Below are 14,990 nucleotides of genomic sequence, written 5' to 3' on the forward strand. Positions count from 1 at the left end.
AGGGTCATCCGCATGGCACGAATTGCGGTGATCGGCGCCGGGATGGGCGCGATGGCCACGGCGGCCCGACTGGCCGTGGCAGGGCATCAGGTGACGGTGTACGAGCGGGGCTCCACCCACGGCGGCTCACTGGGACGCCACGAGCGGGACGGTTTCGCCTTCGACACCGGTCCCGGCCTGCTGCACCTTCCCGCCGTCTACCGCGACCTGTTCGTCAAGACGGGCAAGCGCCCCCTGGAGGACTGCGTCGAGCTGGTCCAGGTCGACCCGGCGCTGCGCCACGTCCTCGCCGACGGGAGGGAGGTCACCCTCCCGGGCGCCTCGCGCGGCGGGGCCGCCGCCGTCCTCGACCAGGCCTTCGGCGCGGGCGCCGGGGAGCGCTGGAACGGGGTGCTCGGCCGGGCCCGGGACGCCTGGAACGCCACCCGCCGCCCGCTGCTGGAGGAGCCCCTGCGCCCCGACTGGCAGGTCCTGGGCCGCGACCCCTACCCCGCCCTGCGCAAGAGCGGCCTGCTGCGCCGCCGGCCGCCGACCCTCGCCGAGGTGGCCGCGCGCGAGCTGGGCGGCGAGCTCGGGGAGCTGCTGGCCGCCCGGGTGCGGGCGTACGGGATCGACCCCGCCACCGCGCCCGCCTCCGCGGCCGTGCTCCCGTACATGGAGCAGACCTTCGGCAGCTGGTACGTGCGCGGCGGGATGCGGGCGCTGGCCACCGCGGTGTACGAGCGCTGCCTGGAGCGGAAGGTGGCCTTCGTCTTCGGCGCGCCGGTACGGGAGGTCCTGGAGCGGGAGGGCCGCGCGGCCGGGCTGCTGCTGGCCGACGGGACGGAGGCGGCCGCGGACTTCGTGGTCTGCGGTGTCGATCCGAGGCCGCTGCGGGTGCCGCTGCCCTCCGGCGGTGTCCCGGCGGACGGTCCGCAGGTGACGAGCCGGTACACGCTCCTGCTCGCGCTGCGCGGCGCCCGCCCCGAGGACGCCGTCCACCGCACCCTGGTCCACTCCGCGGACACGCTGCTCACCGTCCTGCGGCCCGACGACCCCGCCACCCGCCCCGACGCGGACCACGAGGCCGTCACCCTGAGCGCGGTGTGCGGTGCGGCGGGCACGGACGAGGCCCCCGACCCGGAGGCGCTGCTCGACCTCGCCGCCCGGGCCGTGCCGGGGCTGCGCGAGCGGCTGCTGTGGTGGGAGGCCCGTACGCCGGCCGATGTCGAGGCCGCCACCGGCGCCCTGGGCGGCGCGGTACCGCCGCCGGCGCTGGCGGGGGTCCGGGGCCGGCTGCTCCGGCCCGCCAACACCACCGCCCTGCCCGGCCTGTTCCTGGCGGGCGGCTGGGCCCACCCCGGCGGCGGGCTCGCGCACGCCGGGATGACGGGGGCGCTGGTGGCCGGGCTGATCGTGGAGGGCGCGGACTTCAAGGGCTCGCAGTGAGCGGCCCGCTGCTCCGCTCGGGCGGAGCAGCGGTGACCGGCTCTCAGTAGCGGTACTGCTCGTACTCCCCGGTGCCCTGGTACGGGTACTGCTGCGGCTCCTGCTGGGGGTACCCGCCCTGCTCCTCCGGGTACGGCTGCGCCACGTCCCGCTGCTGCGGCACCCACACCCCTCCGGGCGGGGTGTCCATCGTGTACGACTGCTGGCCGCCCTGGCTGGCGTAGGGGTCGGGGGTGTAGCCCGATCCGTACGGGGTGTAGTCGTACGGCTGCGGCGGGATGACCCCGCCGCCGGTGCCGATGTACGGGTCGGAGTAGGCGGCGTAGACCTGCTGCTCGCCGCCCCCCGGGTAGCCGGAGTAGTCGTAGCCGCCCTGGGACTGCGGGTCGTAGGCCTGCGCATCGAAGTAGGGGGCGTACTGGTGGGCGTCCTGCTCGGACGCGGCGAACGCCGGGGTGAAGGCGGCGCCCTGTCCCGCGTCCGCGGTGGGGGCGAAGCTCTGTATCCCGTACGAGCCGGTGTCCTCGGGCAGCGGCTCCGGGCTGTAGAACTCCTCGGTCGAGGCCTGGAACTGCGGCTGCGGCGAGCGGTCCGAGTCCCCGGCGTCCTCGTCGGCGTCCACGCCGGGCCCGTCCGGGCCTTCGGCCCCGTACTCCAGTGCGGTCACCTCCAACGCCGGCTCCGGGCGCGGACCGCCCGCCCGCCGCCGCCGGGTCTGGCGTACGGGCTGACCGCCGCGCCGCAGCGCCCAGCCGGCCACGAAGCCCTTGCGGAAGGAGAGCGTGACCAGGGTCTGGCCCACGGCGAAGGCGGCCGCGCCGACCGCGATGACCAGCACCGAGGGCAGCAGCACCCCGGCGACCACGCCGAGGAACCCGGCGAAGGCGAGCAGGCGCCAGCGCAGCCGGGCCTTGTACTGCATCAGGACCTCGGCAAGCAGCCACAGCGCGACGAAACCGAACGCGATGTAGAGGACCGTCATTCCCATGCGTGGCACCTCTCGGTACGGCCGCCCCGGGTACGGCCGATCAGGCCCGCTGGTGCAGGCCCAGGTTCTCGTAGATTTCGAGAGTCGCCGTGGAGTTGTTCAGCGTGATGAAGTGCAGCCCTGGGACACCCTCGGACAGCAGCCGCGCGCAGAACTCCGTGGCGAACTCGATCCCCATGGAGCGTACAGCGGCCGGATCGTCCTTGACGGCGAGCATGCGCTCTTTCACGGCCTCAGGGAAGACCGCGTTGCTGAGTTGGGGCAGCCGGTCGAGCTGCCTGATGTTCACAACAGGCATGACCTCGGGGATGATCGGGGTCTCACAGCCCGCCTTTTCGACGCTGTCGCGCAGCCGCAGATAGTTCTCCGGATCGAAGAACATCTGGGTGATCGCATAGTCCGCACCTGCACGGCATTTGTCCACGAAGTGCCGGATGTCCGTGCCCCAGTCCTCCGAGCGCGGGTGCATGTCGGGGAAGGCCGCGACGCCGACGCAGAAGTCGCCGGACTCCTTGACCAGCCGGACCAGGTCGGCGGCGAAGTGGACGCCCTCGGGGTGCGCCACCCACGGGCCCATGGGGTCGCCCGGCGGGTCTCCGCGCAGGGCCAGCATGTTGCGAATGCCCGCGTCCGCGAACTGGCCGATGACGTGGCGCAGCTCGGCGACCGAGTGGTCGACGGCGGTCAGGTGGGCGACCGGGGTCAGGGTGGTGTCCGCGGCGATCTGCTGGGTGGCCTTGACGGTGCCGCCGCGGGTGGAGCCGCCGGCTCCGTAGGTGACCGAGACGAAGCTCGGGGCGACCGCCTCGATGCGGCGCAGGGCGTTCCAGAGGTTGCGCTCGCCCTTCTCCGTCTTGGGAGCCCAGAACTCGAAGGAGTACGAGGGATCCCCGGACGCCAGAAGGTCACGGACCGTGCGTGCACGATCCGTCCAGGTGGAAGCGGTACCAAGGGCCATACGGGCAGGTTAGACGGGGGGTCGTGGACGCCGAAGCGGCGTCCGCCTTTTGGACAGCTTTTTGGACACCCCCCGCCGATGGGCTACTCGGACGCGCGCGCCCGGATCCGCTTGGCCAGCTCGGCCGCGGCCGCTCCCGGGTCGGAGGCCTCGGTCAGGGCGCGCACGACCACGACGCGGGTGGCTCCGGCGTCCAGGACCTCGTCCAGGTTGCCGGCGTCGATCCCGCCGATGGCGAACCAGGGCCGGTCCTGGGTGAGGGAGGCCGTATACCGGACGAGATCCAGGCCGGGGGCGTGGCGGCCGGGCTTGGTGGGGGTGGGCCAGCAGGGGCCGGTGCAGAAGTAGTCCACGCCGGGTTCCGCGACGGCGGCGTCCACCTCGGACTCGGCGTGGCAGGAGCGCCCGACGAGCACGCCCCCGCCGAGTATCGCGCGGGCGGCGGGCACCGGGATGTCACCCTGGCCGAGGTGCAGCACGTCGGAGCCGATGGCGTGGGCGACGTCGGCGCGGTCGTTCACCGCGAGGAGCTTGCCGTGCCGGCGGGCGGCCTCGGCGAAGACCTGGAGGTGTTCGAGCTCCTCGCCCGCCTCCATGCCCTTGTCGCGGAGCTGGACGATGTCCACTCCGCCGGCCAGGACGGCGTCGAGGAACTCGGGGAGGTCCCCCTGCCGCTTGCGGGCGTCCGTGCACAGGTAGAGCCGGGCGTCGGACAGCTGGGCGTTCGCGGACATGGGTACCCCCCGTGGTGGCGCGGTGCGCGGGCCCGCTCGGCCCGCACACCGCGATGGATCGGCCGAGTCCGCTCAGGACCCGGGCATCGGGACTCCGGTCAGAGGGCGAGCGCCTGGGCCCGGCGCTTCACCTCCGTGCCGCGATTCTCGCTCAGGGCCTGCACGGGGGTGCCGGGCAGGGTCGGGTCGGCGGTGAACAGCCACTCCAGCATCTCCTCGTCGGAGAAGCCGTCGTCACGGAGGACGGTCAGCAGGCCGGCCAGGCCCTTGACGACCTTGTCGCCGTCGATGAAGGGGGCGGGTACCTGCAGCGCGCGGTTCTCGCCACGGCGCACGGCGATCAGCTGACCTTCCTTGACCAGCTGGCGGACCCGGGTCACTTCGATGTCGAGCATCTCCGCGATGTCGGGGAGGTACAGCCAGGCGGGGACAAGGGCATCGATCTTTGCGTCAATCTCGGTCACGGACACAAGCCTGCCACCTCGCACCGGCACTCGGTACCCGAGCCCGCCCGTCCGGGTCTCCCCGACGCCCGTGCTAGGCGGCCGCCGACTTCAGGGGCGTCTCCGGGTCGCCGACCTTGGCGGCATCGAGGGGGGTGCCCGTCTCGATCAGCTTGCGGCCCTGCGCCAGGTCCCGGGGGCGGCCCACCGCCAGGAGCGCCGCCAGCGCCCCGTCGCGGAGCCAGCACACCGACCACGTGGGCTCGGCCGGGTCCCCGCGCCACAGCAGGGTGTCCGCCCCGGCGTGGTGGCCGGCGTACTGCACGAACCGGCCGAACTGCTCCGACCAGAAGTACGGGACCGGGTCGTACACCTGTACGGGTTCGCCCGCCAGGATGTTCGCCGCCACCACCCGCGGCCCCTGGAGCGCGTTGTCCCAGTGGTGCACCAGCAGCCGCGCCCCGTACCGCGCCGACGGGAAGGACGCGCAGTCCCCCACCGCGTACACGCCGGGCAGCGAGGTCCGCAGGTGCGCGTCGGCCACCACCGCGCCGTCGGGCCCGAGCTCCACGCCCGATCCCGCCAGCCAGCTCGTCGCCGGCCGGGCCCCGATGCCCACGACCACCGCGCCCGCCGCCAGCTCCCGTCCGTCCGCCAGCAGGACCCGGCCGGGCTCCACCGAGGCCACCTTGGTTCCGATCAGCAGTTCGGCCCCCGCCTCCTCGTACCAGCGGGCCATCGGGGCGGCCACCTCCCCGGGCAGCGCCCCGGCCAGCACCCGGTCGGCCGCCTCGACCACCGTCACGGCGCACCCCGCCTCCCGCGCGGCGGTGGCGAACTCCGCCCCGATCCAGCCCGCCCCGACCACGACCGCCGCCGGGGCGGTCGCCAGCACCGGGCGCAGCCGGGCCGCGTCGTCCAGGGTGCGCAGCAGGTGCACGCCGGGGACGCCCTCGGCGCCCGGCAGGGTCAGCGGCTCGGCACCGGTCGCCAGCACGAGGACCTCGTACGGGACCGGACCCGCCTCGGTGTCGAGTTCGCGGTCGGCGGCGCGCAGGGCGGTCACCTCCGTGCCGAGCCGGAGCTCGATCCCCAGCCCTTCGAAGTCCACGTCGAAGGCGGAGTCCTCGGCCTTGCCGAGCAGGACCGCCTTGGACAGCGGGGGCCGGTCGTAGGGCTGGTGGGGTTCGGCGCCCAGCAGGGTCAGGGGGCCGGTCCAGCCCTGCTCCCGCAGGGCGACCGCGGTCTGCACCCCGGCCATTCCGGCGCCGACGATGACGATGCCGCTCTCAGTCTTTTCCGTCTGCTCGCTCACGCCGCCCACCCTAGCCACCTGACAGCCCATCAGGAACGGAGGCCGGGGAGGCTGCCTTACCGGAGGGCGGCGCCAGGGTTAGTCTGGCCACCGTACCTATCGCGGGAGTCCGGGCGCACCGGGCTGAGAGGGAGGCTGGCCGGCCTCCGACCGTACGAACCTGATCCGGGTCATGCCGGCGAAGGGAGGGGCTGGACGCCCATGCACTCATCTCGAAAGGGATCCGACGTCCTCGTCATCGGGGGCGGGATCATCGGCCTGGTCACCGCCTGGCGGGCCGCCCGGCGCGGACTGCGCACCGTGCTCGCCGATCCGGACCCGGGCGGCGGGGCCGCCCGGGTCGCGGCGGGCATGCTGGCCGCCGTCACCGAGCTCCACTACGGCGAGGAGACCCTGCTGGGCCTCAACCTGGCCTCCGCCGCCCGCTATCCGGAGTTCGCCGCCGAGCTGGCCGAGGCGAGCGGCGGCATGGACATCGGCTACCGCGCCTGCGGCACCCTCGCCGTGGCCCTCGACGCCGACGACCGCCTCCACCTGCGCGAACTGCACGCGTTGCAGCGCCGCTGCGGACTGGAGTCCGAGTGGCTCACCGGCCGCGAGTGCCGGCGCCTGGAGCCGATGCTGGCCCCGGGCGTACGGGGCGGGCTGCGGGTCGACGGCGACCACCAGGTCGACCCGCGCCGCCTGGCGGCCGCGCTGCTGGCCGCCTGCGAGGGCGCGGGGGTGGACATCCACCGGACGGGCGCGCGGCGGCTGGTGGTGAGCGCCGACCGGGCCGCGGGGGCGGAGCTCGACGACGGCACGCTGCTGGAGGCGGACCAGGTGGTGCTGGCTGCCGGTTCGCTCAGCGGGAGGCTGGACGGCGTACCGGCGCAGGTGCTGCCTCCGGTGCGGCCGGTGAAGGGGCAGGTGCTGCGGCTCGCGGTGCCGGCGGCGTACGCGCCGTTCCTGTCCCGCACGGTACGGGCGGTCGTACGCGGCAGCCACGTCTACCTGGTGCCGCGGGAGAACGGCGAACTCGTCGTCGGCGCCACCAGCGAGGAACTCGGCTGGGACACCACGGTCACCGCCGGCGGGGTCTACGAACTCCTGCGGGACGCGCACGAATTGGTGCCCGGCATCACCGAACTGCCGCTGACCGAGACCCGGGCCGGGCTGCGCCCCGGCTCCCCCGACAACGCCCCGCTGCTCGGCCCGACCGACCTGCCGGGTCTGCACCTGGCCACCGGGCACTACCGCAACGGGGTGCTGCTGACCCCGCTGACCGGCGATGTGATGGCCCAGCTGCTGGCCACCGGCACGGTGGCGGAGCTCGCCCGGCCGTTCAGCCCCCGCCGCTTCAGCTCCGCACGCGAGGAGTCGTACGCATGACCATCTCCGTCAACGGCGAGCCGCGCGAGATCGCGGCCGGCACCACGCTCGACGCCGTGGTCGCCACCCTGACCGCAGCCCCGTCCGGTGTCGCGGCCGCCCTCAACGAGACCGTGGTCCCGCGCGGCCAGTGGCCCCTCACGCCGGTGGGCGAGGGCGACCGCGTCGAGGTCCTCACCGCGGTGCAGGGGGGCTGAGCCATGGCCGACGACGTCTTCGCACTGGGCGACCGGACCTTCTCCTCCCGCCTGATCATGGGTACGGGAGGGGCGCCGAGCCTGGAGATCCTGGAACGGGCCCTGATCGCCTCGGGGACCGAGCTCACGACGGTGGCGATGCGGCGCCTGGACCCCACGGTCAAGGGATCCGTCCTCTCGCTGCTCTCCAAGCTGGGCATCGCGGTCCTGCCCAACACGGCGGGCTGCTTCACGGCGGGCGAGGCCGTGCTCACGGCGCGGCTCGCGCGGGAGGCGCTGGGCACGGACTGGATCAAGCTGGAGGTCATCGCGGACGAGCGGACGCTCCTGCCGGACGGGGAGGAGCTGCTGGCGGCGGCCGAGACCCTGGTCGACGAGGGCTTCACCGTGCTGCCGTACACGAACGACGACCCGGTGCTGGCGCGCAAGCTGGAGGACGCCGGCTGTGCGGCGATCATGCCGCTGGGCTCCCCGATCGGGTCGGGGATGGGGATCCGCAACCCCCACAACTTCGAGTTGATCGCGGAGCGGGCCGGGGTCCCGGTGATCCTGGACGCGGGGGCGGGCACGGCGTCGGACGCGGCGCTGGCGATGGAGCTGGGGTGCGCGGCGGTCATGCTGGCCTCGGCGGTCACGCGGGCGCAGGCGCCCGTCCTCATGGCCGCGGCCATGCGCGACGCGGTGTCGGCGGGCCGGCTGGCCCACCGGGCCGGCCGCATCCCCCAGCGCCGCTTCGCGGAGGCCTCATCCCCCGCGGAGGGCCGCGCGGCCCTGGACCCGGAGCGCCCGGCGTTCTGACGGGCCGCCGCTGCGTGGGTCGGGGCCCCCGCTGCCCGGGCCGGGCCCGCGCAGCGGCACCGGACGGCGTCGGCCACGTCACAGGTGCGCTGCAAGCCGGACCACCGAGCCCGGCGGCAGCTGACCGGCTCGTAGAATCCCCGGGTGGACACGACCCTGGACGACCCCCTCGTCGGGCAGACGCTCGACGACCGCTACCGCATCGACGCCCGCATCGCGGCCGGCGGCATGGCAACGGTCTACCGGGCCGTCGACACCCGCCTCGACCGCGTCCTGGCCCTGAAGGTCATGCACCCGGCCCTCGCCGCCGACATCGCCTTCGTCGACCGCTTCATCCGCGAGGCCAAGTCCGTGGCGCGCCTCGCCCACCCCAACGTGGTCGCCGTCTTCGACCAGGGCACCGACGGGCCGTACACGTACCTCGCCATGGAGTACGTCTCCGGCTGCACGCTGCGCGACGTGCTCCGTGAGCGCGGCGCCCTCCAGCCGCGCGCCGCGCTCGACATCCTCGAACCCGTCCTCGCCGCCCTCGGCGCCGCCCACCGAGCCGGGTTCGTGCACCGCGACATGAAGCCCGAGAACGTCCTCATAGGCGACGACGGCCGGGTCAAGGTGGCCGACTTCGGGCTCGTCCGCTCCGTGGACTCTGTCACCCACACCACCGGCTCCGTCCTCGGCACCGTCTCCTACCTCGCCCCCGAGCAGATCGAGAACGGCGTCGCCGACACCCGCGTGGACGTGTACGCCTGCGGCGTCGTCCTGTACGAGATGCTCACCGGCTCCAAGCCGCACACCGGCGGCACCGCCGCGCAGGTGCTCTACCAGCACCTCCACGAGGACGTGCCGCCCCCGTCGGCCGCCGTCCCGGGACTGCCGGCCGCCCTGGACGGGCTCGTCGCGCAGGCCGCCGCCCGCAACCCCGAGCTGCGCCCCTACGACGCCGCCGCCCTCCTCGGCGCCACCCTCGACGCCCGGGCGCAGCTCAGCGACGCCGAGCTGGACGCCGTACCGCCGCAGGCGCGCGCCGAGGAGCGGTCCGCCGCCGAGGACCGCACCAGCGTGATCCCGCGGCCGGTCGCGGCGCAGCCGCCCCTGCACCAGACCTCCCGGCTGGCGACGCCGCCGATTCCGCCGCCGTCCGGGCCCTCCGGGTCGTCCGCCGTGCAGCCCCGCTCCCGCCGCGGCCTGTTCCTCGTCGTCGCGGGCGTGCTGCTCGCCCTCGGCCTGGGCACCGGCGTCTGGTACATCAACTCGGGGCAGTTCACCAAGGTGCCCAATCTGCTGGGCAAGACCGAGGCCCAGGCCAAGTCGGAGCTGTCGGCGGCCGGTCTCGGGGTGAAGCGGGTCGACCGGAAGTTCAGCGACGCCTTCGACCGCGGGACCGTCATGAACAGCGATCCGCAGGGCGGCAAGCGCATCCGCGGCAACGGCGCGGTGGTGCTGACCATCTCGCGCGGCCCGGAGGTCGTCGTCGTACCGGACGTGAAGGGCCGGCCGCTGGAGGAGGCCAAGGCCGAGCTGACCAAGAGCGGCCTGGCCCCCGGCCTGGTCACCCAGGCGTTCAGCCAGGACGTCGCGCAGGGCTCGGTGATCGGCACCAATCCGGGGGGCGGCCAGAAGCGGGCGCCCGACACCGCGGTCGCGCTCGTGGTCAGCAAGGGCCGCCCCGTCCAGGTGCCGAACGTGGCCGGAAAGCCGGTGGACCAGGCGCGGGCGGCGCTCCAGGACCTCGGCCTGAAGGTGGAGACGGCCGCCGAGGAGGTCAACTCGCCCTCCCCCGCCGGCACGGTGGCCAACCAGTCGATCGGCGCGGGTGCCCAGGCCGCGGCCGGTGACACGGTGACGCTCACCGTCTCCAAGGGCCCCCGCCAGCTCCCCGTGCCGAACGTGACCGGCCAGGAGGTGGACGCGGCCCGCAAGATCCTGGAGGCGGCCGGCTTCAAGGTGAAGGTGGAGCGGCCCTTCCTCTCCTTCAGCAACACCGTGGAGGCCCAGTCGGTGCCGGGCGGCCAGAACGCTCCCGAGGGCGGCACGATCATCCTGCGGACCAAGGGGCTGTAGGTCCATGGAACAGGCCGTACGCAATCCCGTCGGCGGACACGTCCCGGTCGCCGGCGGACTCGCCTCGGTGGGACTGGCCTACGCCCGGCAGATGGGCGCCGAGGCCGTGCAGGTCTTCGTGGCCAATCCGCGCGGCTGGGCCACCCCCGTCGGCAATCCCGCGCAGGACGCCCTGTTCCGCGAGGGGTGCGCGGCCGGGTCCATCCCGGCCTACGTGCACGCCCCCTACCTGATCAACTTCGGCTCGCACACCGAGGCGACCGTCGAGAAGTCGGTGGAGTCCCTGCGCCACTCGCTGCGCCGGGGTCGGGAGATCGGGGCGCTCGGGGTGGTGGTGCACACCGGCTCGGCGACCGGGGGACGCCCCCGCGAGCTCGCGTACGCGCAGGTCAGGGAGTACCTGCTGCCGCTGCTGGATGAGCTGACGCACGAGGACGACCCCTTCCTCCTGCTGGAGTCCACGGCCGGCCAGGGTTCCTCGCTGTGCTCCCGGACCTGGGACTTCGGTCCGTACTTCGAGGCGCTCGACCACCACCCGAAGCTCGGGATCTGCCTGGACACCTGCCACATCTTCGCCGCCGGGCACGACCTGGCCGAGCCGGGCGGCGTGAAGCAGACGCTGGACCTGCTGGTGGACACGGTGGGCGAGGGGCGGCTGAAGCTGATCCACGCCAACGACTCCAAGGAGGGCGTGGGCGCCCACAAGGACCGGCACGCCAACATCGGCCAGGGCCACATCGGCCGGGAGGCCTTCGGCGAGCTCTTCACCCACCCGGCGATGGAGGGCGTACCGCTGGTCATCGAGACGCCCGGCGGTCCGGAGGGACACGCGGCGGACGTGGCGCTGCTGAAGGAGCTGCGCGAGATCCACTGATCCGCGAGAGCGTTGAGGAATACCCCCTGGGGGTATACGGTTCTGCTCATTGGCAGAACCGTTCTCCGGCGTTCCCTGGGGGTTGCGATGAACCACGTCCACGAAGAGCACGAACACCACGGTCACCACCAGCACCACGGACGGGTCAGCTGGGCGACGGCCGCCCGGGCCACCCTGCACTGCCTCACCGGATGCGCCATCGGCGAGGTGCTCGGCATGGTCGTCGGCACCGCCTTCGGCTGGGGGAACGCGCCCACCATGGTCCTGGCGATCGTCCTGGCGTTCTTCTTCGGCTACGCGCTCACGCTGCGCGGGATCCTCGCGGCCGGCGTGGGACTGCGTACCGCCGTCCGGGTGGCGCTGGCCGCCGACACCCTCTCGATCGCCGTCATGGAACTGATCGACAACGGGGTGATCGCCCTGTGGCCGGGGGCGATGGACGCCCACCTGGCGGAGGCACTGTTCTGGATCGCGCTGGCGGTCTCGCTCGTGCTCGCCTTCCTCGTCACCACACCGGTCAACAAGTGGATGATCGGTCGCGGCAGGGGCCACGCGGTCGTCCACCAGTACCACCACTAGCGACGGCGGCGGGCTACAGCTCGGGGCCGTCCCCCGGCTCCTCCTGGTACGAGTAGCGCTGCTCGCGCCAGGGGTCGCCGATGTTGTGGTAGCCGCGCTCCTCCCAGAAGCCGCGGCGGTCGGCGGTCATGTACTCCACGCCGCGCACCCACTTAGGCCCCTTCCAGGCGTACAGGTGGGGCACCACGAGCCGCAGCGGGAAACCGTGTTCGGCGGTGAGCAGCTCGCCGCCCTGGTGGGTGGCGAAAACCGTACGCTCGGAGGCGAAGTCGGCCAGCCGCATATTGGAGCTGAAGCCGTACTCGGCCCACACCATCACATGCGTGACCTGCGGGGCAGGCGGCGCCAGGTCGAGGATGCGGCGGGCGAGCACACCGCCCCATTCGGCGCCCGACATGCTGAATTTGGTCACGCAGTGCAGGTCCGCGACGACCGAGTCGAACGGCAGGGCCGTGAACTCCTCGTGGTTCCAGCAGTGCTTCTCGCCGTCCGCGGTGGCGCCGAAGACGCGGAACTCCCAGCGGTCGGGCTTGAACTTGGGTACCGGACCGTAATGGGTGACCGGCCAGCCGCGCTGCAACCGCTGCCCCGGCGGAAGCTCCGGCTGATCTGCTCCCGGAGATTCCCGGCTTTCCGGCTGACCCATGCCTCCATGGTGACAGACGCCGCAGGGTGGTCACGACCAGGTGCGAACCGATTCGGGCAAGTCATGGCAACTCCCACTAAGGAGGCACTTACTGGACGACCTCTTGCGGCGGTGCAAGGATGCGCGCACTGCCCCGTCACGTGCTGACATTGCCTGGAAGGAGCCTCTGCGATGCAGGGCGACCCCGAGGTCCTCGAATTTCTGAACGAGCAGCTGACCGGCGAGCTCACGGCGATCAACCAGTACTGGCTCCACTACCGGATCCAGGACAACAAGGGTTGGACCAAGCTCGCCGAATACACCCGCAGCGAGTCCATCGACGAGATGAAGCACGCGGACCGGCTCACCGAGCGCATCCTCATGCTGGACGGGCTGCCGAACTACCAGCGCCTCTTCCACGTCCGGGTCGGCCAGACCCTGACGGAGATGTTCCAGGCGGACCGGCAGGTCGAGGTCGAGGCGATCGACCGGCTCAGGCGCGGGATCGAGGTGATGCGCGGCAAGGGGGACGTCACCTCGGCGCGTCTGTTCGAGGACATCCTGGCCGACGAGGAGCACCACATCGACTACCTCGACACGCAGCTGGAGCTCATCGAGAGCATCGGCGAAGCGCTCTACATCGCGCAGCTGATCGAACAGCCGGAGAGCTGAGCACGGAGGCACCGCACCGGGCCCGGGTACCGCCCGCCGGACGCGGGCTCCGGCCCTACGCGGCTTCGGCGAGCTCCGGGGCCGCGGCGAGGACGGCGGTCGCCCTGCCCTTCTCCACCAGCTCGCGGCGCGGGCACGCCCCGCGGCCGAGCAGGCCCTGGATGGTGCGCACGCACGAGCCGCAATCGGTGCCGGCCTTCGTGGCCGAGGCGATCTGGCGCGGGGTGCAGGCCCCGGCGGCCGCGTGTTCCTTGACCTGCTGGTCGGTGATCCCGAAGCAAGAGCAGACGTACACGCGGTTCACCTCCCTGACAGGAACGGTCGTGAGCCATCCCCATTCGGTGAGGCTTACCTAACCGTACCTAAAGTGAGGCTTGCCTAAAAGACCGGGAACGACAGTGGGGCGCGGATCACACGGATCCGCGCCCCACTGTCATGGAGTGCTTACTGGTCGCGGTACATCTCGGCGACCAGGAACGCCAGGTCCAGGGACTGGCTGCGGTTCAGCCGCGGGTCGCAGGCCGTCTCGTAGCGCTGGTGCAGGTCGTCGACGAAGATCTCGTCGCCGCCGCCCACGCACTCGGTGACGTCGTCGCCGGTCAGCTCCACGTGGATGCCGCCCGGGTGGGTGCCCAGGCCCTTGTGGACCTCGAAGAAGCCCTTGACCTCGTCGAGCACGTCGTCGAAACGGCGCGTCTTGTGGCCGGAGGCGGCCTCGAAGGTGTTGCCGTGCATCGGGTCGGTCACCCAGGCGACGGTCGCGCCCGAGGCGGTGACCTTCTCGACCAGCTCGGGGAGCTTGTCGCGGACCTTGTCGGCGCCCATGCGGACGACGAAGGTCAGCCGGCCCGGCTCGCGATCGGGGTCCAGCCGGTCGATGTAGGTCAGGGCCTCGTCCACCGTGGTCGTGGGGCCGAGCTTGATGCCGATCGGGTTGGCGATCTGCGAGCAGAACTCGATGTGCGCGTGGTCCAGCTGGCGCGTGCGCTCACCGATCCAGACCATGTGGCCGGAGGTGTCGTACAGCTTGCCGGTCCGCGAGTCGGTGCGGGTCAGCGCGCCCTCGTAGTCCAGCAGCAGCGCCTCGTGGGAGGCGTAGAACTCGACGGCCTTGAACTCGGCCGGGTCGGTGCCACAGGCCTTCATGAAGTTCAGCGCGTTGTCGATCTCCCGCGCGAGCTGCTCGTAGCGCTGCCCGGACGGCGAGGACTTCACGAAGTCCTGGTTCCAGGCGTGCACCTGGCGCAGGTCGGCGTAACCGCCGGTGGTGAAGGCGCGCACCAGGTTCAGCGTCGAGGCGGACGCGTGGTACATGCGCTTCAGCCGCTCGGGGTCCGGGATCCGGGCCTCTTCGGTGAAGGCGAAGCCGTTGACGGAGTCACCGCGGTAGGTCGGCAGGGTGACGCCGTCGCGGGTCTCGGTGTCCTTGGAGCGCGGCTTGGAGTACTGGCCGGCGATACGGCCGACCTTGACGACGGGCACGGAGGCCGCGTACGTCAGGACGGCGCTCATCTGGAGCAGCGTCTTCAGCTTGGCGCGGATGTGCTCGGCGGAGACGGCGTCGAAGGCCTCGGCACAGTCGCCGCCCTGAAGCAGGAACGCCTCGCCCTTGGCGACGGCTCCCAGACGGGCGCGCAGCTGGTCGCACTCACCCGCGAAAACGAGGGGAGGATACGATTCGAGGTCCGCGACGACAGCGCGCAGGGCCTCGGCATCGGGGTACGAAGGCTGCTGCGCCGCGGGAAGGTCTCGCCAGGTCGCCTTGGCGGCGGGGGCGTGGGTTTCAGCGTTCACGGTCACCTCGTACACATTACGGCGTTACGCCCGGGGTCCAGCCCGGGGACCACTACGTGAGACGGATGTCCCTGCCAGTGTTACTCGCCCGTCGCTCCGACGCGTCGGCTAGGGTGCAGCCCATGTACGCGCTCTCCCTCCAGAACTGGTGGT

The 14,990-nt window shown here is 72.6% G+C and carries 16 protein-coding genes and 1 riboswitch; of the genes, 8 read left to right on the top strand and 8 right to left on the bottom strand.

Annotated elements, in window-relative coordinates:
- Positions 1 to 12: 12 nt before the first annotated feature.
- A complete protein-coding gene (locus AC0666_RS13810; RefSeq protein WP_478707631.1) occupies positions 13 to 1,428 on the top strand; it encodes a phytoene desaturase family protein in 1,416 nt (471 codons plus the stop codon).
- 43 nt (positions 1,429 to 1,471) lie between these two features.
- On the opposite strand, the gene AC0666_RS13815 is transcribed toward AC0666_RS13810, so the two are convergent.
- From AC0666_RS13815 to AC0666_RS13835, 5 genes are all read right to left on the bottom strand, one after another.
- Positions 1,472 to 2,416, bottom strand: a complete 945-nt coding sequence (locus tag AC0666_RS13815) for a hypothetical protein (RefSeq protein WP_468967120.1) — start codon at positions 2,414 to 2,416, stop codon at positions 1,472 to 1,474.
- A gap of 40 nt (positions 2,417 to 2,456) precedes the next feature.
- Entirely contained in the window at positions 2,457 to 3,374 is a 918-nt protein-coding gene (metF, locus tag AC0666_RS13820) for a methylenetetrahydrofolate reductase [NAD(P)H] (protein WP_468967123.1), read from the bottom strand.
- 83 nt (positions 3,375 to 3,457) lie between these two features.
- The gene (gene thiE / locus AC0666_RS13825; protein ID WP_478707632.1) at positions 3,458 to 4,108 is read right to left on the bottom strand and encodes a thiamine phosphate synthase; all 651 of its coding nucleotides are present in this window, start codon (positions 4,106 to 4,108) and stop codon (positions 3,458 to 3,460) included.
- Positions 4,109 to 4,206: 98 nt separating this feature from the next.
- Positions 4,207 to 4,572 (bottom strand): Rv2175c family DNA-binding protein, encoded by a 366-nt coding sequence (locus AC0666_RS13830; RefSeq protein WP_352215115.1) that lies wholly within the window; start codon positions 4,570 to 4,572, stop codon positions 4,207 to 4,209.
- Positions 4,573 to 4,645: 73 nt separating this feature from the next.
- The gene (locus AC0666_RS13835; RefSeq protein WP_478707633.1) at positions 4,646 to 5,866 is read right to left on the bottom strand and encodes an NAD(P)/FAD-dependent oxidoreductase; all 1,221 of its coding nucleotides are present in this window, start codon (positions 5,864 to 5,866) and stop codon (positions 4,646 to 4,648) included.
- A gap of 91 nt (positions 5,867 to 5,957) precedes the next feature.
- Positions 5,958 to 6,070: riboswitch (TPP riboswitch) on the top strand.
- On the opposite strand from AC0666_RS13835, the gene thiO reads away from it, so the two are divergent.
- The 6 genes from thiO (at position 6,068) to AC0666_RS13865 (ending at position 11,746) form a co-directional block, all read left to right on the top strand.
- Positions 6,068 to 7,237 carry a glycine oxidase ThiO gene (gene thiO, locus AC0666_RS13840; protein WP_468967132.1) on the top strand — a complete coding sequence of 390 codons (1,170 nt, stop codon included), beginning with the start codon at positions 6,068 to 6,070 and terminating at the stop codon, positions 7,235 to 7,237. (Overlaps the previous riboswitch by 3 nt.)
- Positions 7,234 to 7,434: a sulfur carrier protein ThiS gene (gene thiS / locus AC0666_RS13845; RefSeq protein WP_030156043.1), complete on the top strand. Its 201-nt coding sequence runs from the start codon at positions 7,234 to 7,236 to the stop codon at positions 7,432 to 7,434. Before thiO ends, thiS begins: the two co-directional genes overlap by 4 nt.
- Before the next feature lie 3 nt (positions 7,435 to 7,437).
- Entirely contained in the window at positions 7,438 to 8,232 is a 795-nt protein-coding gene (locus tag AC0666_RS13850; RefSeq protein WP_361721673.1) for a thiazole synthase, read from the top strand.
- 144 nt (positions 8,233 to 8,376) lie between these two features.
- Positions 8,377 to 10,293 carry a Stk1 family PASTA domain-containing Ser/Thr kinase gene (pknB, locus tag AC0666_RS13855; protein ID WP_468967138.1) on the top strand — a complete coding sequence of 639 codons (1,917 nt, stop codon included), beginning with the start codon at positions 8,377 to 8,379 and terminating at the stop codon, positions 10,291 to 10,293.
- Positions 10,294 to 10,297: 4 nt separating this feature from the next.
- Positions 10,298 to 11,167, top strand: coding sequence for a deoxyribonuclease IV (locus AC0666_RS13860; protein WP_468582113.1), 870 nt, complete (start codon positions 10,298 to 10,300; stop codon positions 11,165 to 11,167).
- 87 nt (positions 11,168 to 11,254) lie between these two features.
- Entirely contained in the window at positions 11,255 to 11,746 is a 492-nt protein-coding gene (locus tag AC0666_RS13865; RefSeq protein ID WP_478707634.1) for a DUF4396 domain-containing protein, read from the top strand.
- A 13-nt stretch (positions 11,747 to 11,759) separates the two neighbouring features.
- Here the strand turns inward: AC0666_RS13865 and AC0666_RS13870 are convergent, their stop codons facing one another.
- Positions 11,760 to 12,392, bottom strand: a complete 633-nt coding sequence (locus AC0666_RS13870; protein ID WP_468967146.1) for a sulfite oxidase-like oxidoreductase — start codon at positions 12,390 to 12,392, stop codon at positions 11,760 to 11,762.
- Positions 12,393 to 12,563: 171 nt separating this feature from the next.
- Between AC0666_RS13870 and bfr the strand changes: the two genes are divergently transcribed.
- A complete protein-coding gene (gene bfr / locus AC0666_RS13875; RefSeq protein ID WP_356853755.1) occupies positions 12,564 to 13,043 on the top strand; it encodes a bacterioferritin in 480 nt (159 codons plus the stop codon).
- Positions 13,044 to 13,098: 55 nt separating this feature from the next.
- On the opposite strand, the gene AC0666_RS13880 is transcribed toward bfr, so the two are convergent.
- Both AC0666_RS13880 and AC0666_RS13885 read right to left on the bottom strand, forming a co-directional pair.
- Complete coding sequence (locus AC0666_RS13880; protein ID WP_478707635.1) at positions 13,099 to 13,347, bottom strand: (2Fe-2S)-binding protein; 249 nt, start codon at positions 13,345 to 13,347, stop codon at positions 13,099 to 13,101.
- A 140-nt stretch (positions 13,348 to 13,487) separates the two neighbouring features.
- A complete protein-coding gene (locus AC0666_RS13885) occupies positions 13,488 to 14,852 on the bottom strand; it encodes a class II 3-deoxy-7-phosphoheptulonate synthase (RefSeq protein ID WP_468967153.1) in 1,365 nt (454 codons plus the stop codon).
- Between the last annotated feature and the right edge of the window lie 138 nt (positions 14,853 to 14,990).

Source organism: Streptomyces sp. NPDC043680 (assembly GCF_056436685.1).